Here is an 8,579-nt window from a genome sequence, read left to right as displayed (position 1 = left end):
ACGCAGGAAGTCTCTCAGCAATTGCGCTCTTCGATGCTCAGTCGGACAGATTTCCTAAATTTCTTTCAGGGCTGAACGAACCCGTTCAGCTTTTCTTATGACACTTGGTCAGTAAACCGTTATACTGGAACAAAAGAACAGGAAGGTGATTGGAATGGAAATAGCCTTGCTTCAGATGATGGTCAAAGAGGATAAGGAAACGAACCTAGAGCGGGCAGAAGAATTGGTCAAAAAAGCAGCACAGGGCGGAGCTGATGTAGCTGTTCTCCCTGAAATGTTCAATTGTCCTTATGATAACGCCTATTTCCGAGAATATTCAGAACCGAAAGGCGGTGAAACATACAGAAGGCTCGCAAACATGGCCAAAGAAAATGCAATCTATGTGGTCGGCGGGTCGATTCCGCAAATTAGGGGCAACAATATCTACAACACGAGTTATACGTTCGATCGCCAAGGCAACGAGCTCCATGAATACAGCAAAACCCACTTATTCGATATCCAGGTGGACGGCGGGCAAGCATTCAAGGAATCCGATACACTGACTCCGGGGGACGGTTTGCGCGTTTTCCAAACCGAATTCGGGCTGTTCGGTTTGGGCATCTGTTTCGACATCCGATTCCAAAGCGAATGGGAGAGACTCCAAAAACAAGGGGCTCTCGTCTGTATTGTGCCTGCCGCGTTCAATATGACGACCGGTCCGGCACATTGGGAATTGCTGTTCCGGGCGCGCGCCGTCGACAATCAGCTCTTTATGGTAGGAGTCAGTCCCGCCCGTGACCTCGATTTCAGTTACCACGCATATGGCCATTCGATTGTGGCGGATCCATGGGGAAACGTGCTGGCTCAGCTAGGATTTGAGGAAGGCATGGCGATTGTATCGGTGGATCTCGAGCGTGTTGCGTCCGTCAGAAGGCAACTTCCTATCCTTCCTCCGCCGGTTGCGGAGTAAAATATTTTCATGGATTAGGCAGATCGACAAAAGGAATAAATGCATCCAGAATTCACAAACTTTCGGGAATTCGGGAATAAATGCCTTTCTTTGTGTACCGGAGCACTTACTATTTTGCTATAATGGAAACATGCAAATGCATCATTTGATGACATATTGCGGGATAAGGCCGAGAAAAAAGGGGTTCAATCCCCCAATATGTGAACTATACGATTTGAGAGAAGGAATCCTTTATGTCCAACGAAAAAATGTATATGACTGTCGATGGCAATACTGCCGCAGCCTATACATCTTACGCTTTTACTGAAATTTCAGGAATCTATCCCATTACACCGTCTTCGCCGATGGCCGATGCTGTCGATCACTGGGCGCAAGAGGGCCGCAAAAACATCTTCGGACAAACCGTGAAAGTAACCCAGATGCAATCCGAGGCCGGTGCCGCGGGTACTGTGCACGGAGCGCTGCAGGCAGGCGCATTGGCATGTTCCTATACCTCGTCGCAAGGATTGTTGCTGATGATTCCTGATCTATATAAAATGGCCGGTCAACTGTTACCTTCCGTTATCCATGTTGCTGCTCGTTCGGTGGGTGGGCATGCACTTTCCATCTTCGGTGACCATTCGGATGTAATGGCCTGCAGACAGACTGGTTATGCCATGTTGGCTTCCTCCAGCGTACAGGAAGCTACCGACTTGGCAGCTGTCGCCCATTTGGCGGCAATCAAAGGGCGCGTGCCGTTCCTGCATTTCTTTGACGGTTTCAGGACTTCACATGAAATCCAAAAAATCGAAGTCCAATCGTATGATGACCTCGCGGAAATGCTCGATCAGGATGCCTTGAAAGCATTCCGTGACCGCAGCCTCAGCCCGAACCACCCGACATTGCGAGGAACGGCTCAGAATCCGGATGTCTTTTTCCAGACCAAGGAAGCGGCAAACACATATTATGACGACGTTCCACAAATTGTCGAAGGGTATATGGAAAAAATGAACCAGTTGACAGGCCGCGACTACCGCCTGTTCAATTATCATGGTGCCATGGATGCAGAGCGGGTCATTATCTGCATGGGTTCCGTATATGAGACCGCCTGCGAGACGGCAGATTACCTGAATCAATTAGGGGAAAAAGTCGGTGTCCTGAATGTGCATCTTTACCGTCCATTCAGTGTCGGACACTTCTTGAAAGCCTTGCCTGACTCCGTAAAACGGATTGCGGTACTCGACCGCACGAAAGAATCCGGCTCCATCGGTGAACCGCTCTTTTTGGATGTCGTCGCTGCCTTCAACAATCGCCTTGACCGTCCGATGATCATCGGCGGACGTTATGGTTTGGGTTCGAAGGACACAACACCGGAGCAAATTTTCGCAGTCTTCAAAAATTTGAAGAAAGAGCAACCACAACATCCCTTCACAATCGGCATCAACGATGACGTCACTCACCTTTCGCTTGCGATCGATGAACAGATCGACGTGCGCAAGGAAGGCACTTTCGAGGCGCAGTTCTGGGGATTCGGTTCAGACGGGACTGTCGGGGCTAATAAAAATTCGATCAAAATCATCGGCGATCATACCGATATGCATGTACAGGCTTATTTTTCCTACGATTCGAAAAAATCGGGTGGTGTAACCATTTCCGATCTGCGCTTCGGCAAAGAGCCGATCCATGAACCTTATCTGATCGAAAGCGCTGATTTCGTGGCTTGCCACAACCACGCCTACGTCAAAAAATACGACATGCTGAAGAACCTGAAGCCGGGCGGCGCTTTCCTGCTGAACACCAATTGGCGGACTGAGGATCTTGAAATGCGGTTGCCAGCCAAGATGAAGCGGTATATCGCAGAAAATGAGATTGCCTTCTATACGATCGACGCCATCAACCTTGCCAAGGAAATCGGTCTGGGAGGGCGGATCAACACAATCTGTCAAGCAGCTTTCTTCAAAATCCTGCCGGTCATACCTGCTGAAGAGGCGATGCAGCACATGAAAGAAGCGGCCCGCAAATCTTACGGGCACAAAGGCGAAGCCATCATTTCCATGAACGAGAAAGCGATCGATGCCGGCATGGAAGCTGTCCAAAAAATCAGTATTCCCGACAGCTGGAAGGATGCACAGGATGAGCCTGAAGCATTTAAGGACCAGCCGGATTTTGTCCGCAACATCGCCAGCATGATGGAGCGGATGGAAGGCAATCAATTGCCTGTCAGCGCCTTTTTGGACCGGGCTGACGGGACTTTCCCGCAGGGGACGACGCAATACGAAAAACGCGAAATCGCTGTCCAGATTCCGATCTGGAACCCCGAGGAATGCATACAGTGCAATCAATGCTCGTTCGTCTGTCCGCATGCCGCCATCCGACCATTCCTGGCCACCGAGGATGAGGCAGCCTATGCCCCTGACGGAGTGGAATTCCTGGACGGGATGCGCCCATACAAGGACTACAAATACCGGATCCAAGTATCCGCTGCCGACTGCACGGGCTGCGGCATCTGCGTCCTGACCTGTCCTGCCCGCAAAAAAGCGATCGAGATGAAAAACCGTGAGGATCATCTCGAGGAAAACAATAATTGGGATTACATGATCCGTTTGCCGCACAAGGAAAATCCTGTCGGCATCAATACGGTGAAAGGCAGCCAATTCGAACAACCGTTGTTCGAGTTTTCCGGAGCCTGCGCCGGCTGTGGTGAAACGCCCTACATCAAACTGGTAACCCAAGTGGTGGGCGATCGGATGCAGATTGCAAATGCGACAGGCTGCTCTTCCATCTATGGTGGATCGGCTCCTTCCACTCCTTATACGACCAACGAATCAGGGTGTGGTCCTTCATGGGCAAACTCCTTGCTGGAAGATAATGCGGAATTTGGACTGGGAATGCACCATGCCACGAAACAACTGCGTCAGCGGACACTGGCATTGACAGGAGAACTCCTGAACCTGCAGATCGACGAAACGCTGAGAACGGCAGCTACAGCTTGGGCTGAAGGATTCAACGACAAAAACGGTGCCCGCAAATTAGCTGAAGCTTATATCCTGGCATTGGAGACTGCGGACACAACGGATCAGCAAACCAAACAATTGATCAACGACTTAGTCGGCTATAAGGACTATTTGATGAAACGCTCCACCTGGATGATCGGCGGCGATGGCTGGGCTTACGATATCGGCTTCGGCGGGATCGACCACGTCCTCGCAAGCGGGGAAGATGTGAATATCCTCGTGCTGGATACCGAAGTTTATTCCAACACAGGCGGTCAGGTTTCGAAATCATCCAATTTGGGTGCCATCGCCGAGTTCGCTTCCGGCGGCAAACCGGTCCGCAAAAAAGACTTGGGCATGATGATGATGAACTACGGCTACGTCTATGTCGCCCAGATCGCGATGGGTGCGAATCCGCGGCATACCCTGAAGGTCATCTCCGAGGCGGAAGCCTACGATGGTCCTTCCATCGTCATCGCTTACTCCCCATGCATCAGTCATGGCATCACGTGCGGTTTGACCGTATCGCAGGAACACGAAAAAGATGCTGTAGATGTCGGTTATTGGCATCTTTACCGCTTCCATCCGGAAAACCGACTGAAAGGGAAAAACCCATTCAAGTTGGATTCCAAAGAACCACAGTTTGAACGTTTCCAGGATTTCCTGATGGAAGAGGTCCGCTATTCTTCGTTGTATAACCAGTATGATGTTGAACATGTACAGGCTATCTTCGACGAAAGCCTCCTTGCAGCGAAAGACCGCTATCAGTCCTATGCCCGCTTGGAATCGTATACTGACTAGCTTTAAATCCGAACCAGTCGCCGCCTGATTGTGGTGACTGGTTTTTTTGTTGCGTTCAGGTGGCTTCCATTGTTTCTTTGGCATCGCTAATGTTTTGAGAAAAGCTTCAAGGAAGGCTATAATGGAAATGAGGAAGCGCTTTTATAAAGTGGATTTCTGAAGAAAGCGAGGAACCCTTATGACGGCAGAGGTAGGAATATTGAATGCGAACGGATTGGTCCTGGCGGCTGATTCGGCTTTGACGATGGGCAACAGCGAACAGATGAAAATTTTTAACTCAGGCAATAAGATTTTTTCTCTCGGACCGACCCATTCAATCGGCATCATGATGTTCGGGAATGTTCAGTTTATGGGGATACCTTGGGAAATCATCGTTAAAGGCTTCCACCAGAAAATAGGTGCCCGGCCGCTGGATTCGGTCTCGGATTACTGCACGGAATTTTTCAACTATCTTGAAAGTGTGGATGAAATCTATTCCTCTATTTATACCGAAGTGCTCATCATCGGATATGCGGAGAATGTCAGCAATATTTTGGAGAATACGACCTATGTACCTTCACCCGGTGCTTTTACTCTGGCGGATTACCAAAAAGCTGTCGAGGAAAAGATTCCCGCTTTGCTGAAGGAAAGCGAAAAAATGAAGAGCATCACCAAGAAGGCTCCAATCAAAGTTTTCTCCGATCGTTACGGGGAGAAGCTGGATGAGATCTTCAAGGAACTTTTTGATACGGTATTCCTGGGCTTAAACATCTACGATAAATTCAAACCGGATCTTTACAAGATCGTGCGGAATTACTTATACAGCGACAGCTACTATCCCGACACATACTCCGGCCTGGTGATTGCCGGATTCGGCTACGATGAACTGTTCCCCAGCATTTATCAGTACGACATAGCCGGTGTCGTCGACAGAGTGATCAAAAAACGGTTGACTGTGCGCCAAATCGTGATGAATGATTTCGCCGAAGACAGGTGTTCCTCGGCCATTGTCCCGTTCGCACAACAGGACATGGTCCATACGGTAATAAACGGGATAGCGCCGGATCTGGAGGCCGATCTCGGTGAATTGCTCCGCGCCACGCTTAGGAAATTTGTTTCGGAACTGACCGAGAAAAAGTTGTTGAAGGAAAGCGATGCCCAGGAAATCAACAAATTGGAGGCTATGCTGGTCGAATCGGGTCTGGATGCGTTCGACAACATGAAACAGGAACGGCACTTGACCCCTGTATTGATGACAATCGATTCAATGCCGAAGGAGGAACTCGCTCTGATAGCCGAAACGTTGGTCAACATAACCTCCTTTAAAGGCAAAATCTCTTTTTCGATGGAAACAGTCGGTGGGCCGATCGATGTGCTCTTGATAACAAAAGGGGACGGTCCGGTCTGGGTCAAGCGTAAAAACTACTTCAATCCCGACAGCAATCGGTTGCGCTGAAAGGAACACAGAAAAATTTTTCCAAAATTCCCGGACTTGGTGTAGAATGAATGAAATGAGCTTTTGGAAGGTGTTACTATGTATCTGAATATTCAAGAAACGGCCGAGTATCTGGAAGTGCCGGTCAGCGAAATCCAGCGCTTGATCCGCGAGCGTCAGATCCGCACGATCCGCGTGGATGATGAAATACTCCTGAACCGCAATCAATTCAACCTTTTCATCGAGCAAAGGGAAAAGTACAAACAAGAACTGGAGTTGTACCTGAATACGCCTCTGCCGGAGGATCCCGACATCAAGGACGAGGATTGAAAAAGCAGCAGGCTCTCAACCTAAGAGAGTCCGCTGCTTTTTCATTTGGGATGTTTACTTGCTTTGTTTGCGTCTGTACTCAGTCCGCGAGAGGCCGGTTGCGTTCGCATTTTCGACAGCCGGCTGTTCTGCTGTGAAGACAGGTATCGTTTGTTCGCCAGTCCGCTTGCCGGACTTTTTCTTGTTTTTCAATTTGCCCGATTTGAAGAGATCCAGCGCGAGGAAGACTGCGGCTGCGATAAACAGACCAAACGAAAGGGTGCCCATCCAATTGGAAACACCCAACAGATCGTCCAACCTTGTATGCAGATGGATGTATCTGAATATTCCGCCCAACCCTGCGCACAGGATCGCCCGTTTGCTGTTGCCGCCAGCCAGTTTTAAGCGCTTGTTGCCCTCCATAAGCAGGCTGAAGACGGCAATCGCATAGCAGATGAGTGCAGCGTACAGAAGCAGACTGTCCTGTCCCGTGACAGACGTCAGAAAATCGCCGGCCATCGTTTGCGTATCCAGGAACAGGAAAATTGTGCCGAAAAGGACTCCGAGTACGCCATTCCTGAAATGCGTGCCTTGCTTCTTCAGCAGCTTATTCAGGTTGGCAGAAAAGGACAGGAACGCCAGTGCGTAGCAGCCCATGGCCAAATAGAGCGTCAGGCCGGAAATGCCCGTTCTGGCGGCAATGAATTGGTCGCTGCCGGTTTGGGTGTGCAGATAGAGGAAGCCTGTCCCAAGGATCAAACCGGAAATGCCGCTTCGGAATCGCGCATTCGCTTCGCGTTTCTGCTTGCTTCGCCCGAACAGGACCTTCAAAGTGGCTAATCCTAAAAAGGCAAGTGCGAGATAGAGTCCGAGGTCCGGTATGCCGATAAGGCTGCCGATAGCAGTGGTTTGCTGCAGGTATCCGAAAAGCGCGCCGAGAATGACTGACGTGAATGGAAATCTGGATTCCTTGCCATTGCGTTTTTTCATAAGATGGATAGATGTCAGGATAATCAGAAAAACGATGATGATCGGGTAGGTCATACCTAATACCCCCTTGTATGTCAATTTGTTCCGCAACAACGGAAGCATCGAAACCGATATTCCGTGGTCATGGAGCATTCAAAGGACATCATAACACAGATTTATGCTGCGTTTGTTGCGGAATGACGATTCTTTTGTTAAGAAAGTATGACCGGGTCCACCGCTAAACAGAAAAAATGATCAAAAAAAGCCTGCCGCTGGTAAATGAGCGGTAGGCTTCCTAATTTGAGGGGTCAATCAGAAATCGGGAGGCGAATCCTCCGTATCCTCTGACTCCACATCGTCCCAATATGTATCAACCGCATATTCCGACCCAAAATCCTCGTACCCCGCGTCGAAAATATCCGAGTCGCCCAACTGGGATAACGCGAAATTGATCAAACGGATCAAATCATGTGTATCCGTCAGTTTCAAATGATCCCGATTTTGCAGAATGGTGCTGCGGTCTTCCATTTCGTCCGGACTGGCATTTTCGGCGGCTACGCAAATCGGATAGCGGCAATCCTCTTGGGGAGCAACCATCACAGTGAGCTGGATATCCACTTCTATGACGGCATCCGTGAAATAGATATAGGTCGCTGCATCATCGATATCGGTGAAATATTTCTGGAGAGTCTGGTCCTCATTTTCCGCGCTGTCGTTTTCATCGTAATAGTCATAGTCATCTTCTTCGATTTCATCCACATCTTCACGCTCTTCATCGGAATATTCCCGGAAATCGCTCTCGTCCGTATAATCTTCCAAAGTGTCCAAAGGTGTCTCCTCGATGATGATGGGAAGAAGGTCTATGCCGCCGGAGCGCGTAATTTCAAAACGATGCTCGAAAAATCCGCTCCAACTGAATGCCGCTTGGATGATGCTGTTGAAATCGTAAAAAGTCTCTTCGCTGTTCACCTGGATATCCCGCCATATAGGCACGCCGATGTCGCGGACAGCCACCCTGAATTCATAAATCATTCCGATCACCCCTGTTCTCTGCTTTATTCAAGTATAGCGCTTCACCACGCAAAGGTCGAGCAAGCAATAGTCCATCTCCGAAAATCTGTGGTACACTGATAATGTTGCTTGAATAAGCCTTTCATTACTTAAA

6 protein-coding genes are annotated in these 8,579 nt (G+C 49.3%); 4 read left to right on the top strand and 2 right to left on the bottom strand.

Annotation, left to right across the window (positions count from 1 at the left end; genetic code table 11):
* Positions 1 to 154 precede the first annotated feature (154 nt).
* From ACTCCX_RS09465 to ACTCCX_RS09450, 4 genes are all read left to right on the top strand, one after another.
* Positions 155 to 949, top strand: a complete 795-nt coding sequence (locus ACTCCX_RS09465; RefSeq protein ID WP_463275763.1) for a carbon-nitrogen hydrolase family protein — start codon at positions 155 to 157, stop codon at positions 947 to 949.
* Between the two features lie 233 nt (positions 950 to 1,182).
* A complete protein-coding gene (nifJ, locus tag ACTCCX_RS09460; protein WP_463275762.1) occupies positions 1,183 to 4,722 on the top strand; it encodes a pyruvate:ferredoxin (flavodoxin) oxidoreductase in 3,540 nt (1,179 codons plus the stop codon).
* 178 nt (positions 4,723 to 4,900) lie between these two features.
* Positions 4,901 to 6,157, top strand: a complete 1,257-nt coding sequence (locus ACTCCX_RS09455) for a hypothetical protein (RefSeq protein ID WP_463275761.1) — start codon at positions 4,901 to 4,903, stop codon at positions 6,155 to 6,157.
* A gap of 78 nt (positions 6,158 to 6,235) precedes the next feature.
* Entirely contained in the window at positions 6,236 to 6,466 is a 231-nt protein-coding gene (locus ACTCCX_RS09450) for an excisionase family DNA-binding protein (RefSeq protein ID WP_463275760.1), read from the top strand.
* A gap of 54 nt (positions 6,467 to 6,520) precedes the next feature.
* On the opposite strand, the gene ACTCCX_RS09445 is transcribed toward ACTCCX_RS09450, so the two are convergent.
* Together ACTCCX_RS09445 and ACTCCX_RS09440 are read right to left on the bottom strand one after the other, a co-directional pair.
* Entirely contained in the window at positions 6,521 to 7,489 is a 969-nt protein-coding gene (locus ACTCCX_RS09445; protein ID WP_463275759.1) for a hypothetical protein, read from the bottom strand.
* A gap of 237 nt (positions 7,490 to 7,726) precedes the next feature.
* Entirely contained in the window at positions 7,727 to 8,446 is a 720-nt protein-coding gene (locus tag ACTCCX_RS09440; RefSeq protein ID WP_463275758.1) for an IS1096 element passenger TnpR family protein, read from the bottom strand.
* Between the last annotated feature and the right edge of the window lie 133 nt (positions 8,447 to 8,579).

This window comes from Trichococcus sp. (genome assembly GCF_055118575.1).
The sequence above is the reverse complement of the archived record's forward strand: the minus strand, read 5'-3'. Positions and strand labels throughout refer to the sequence as shown.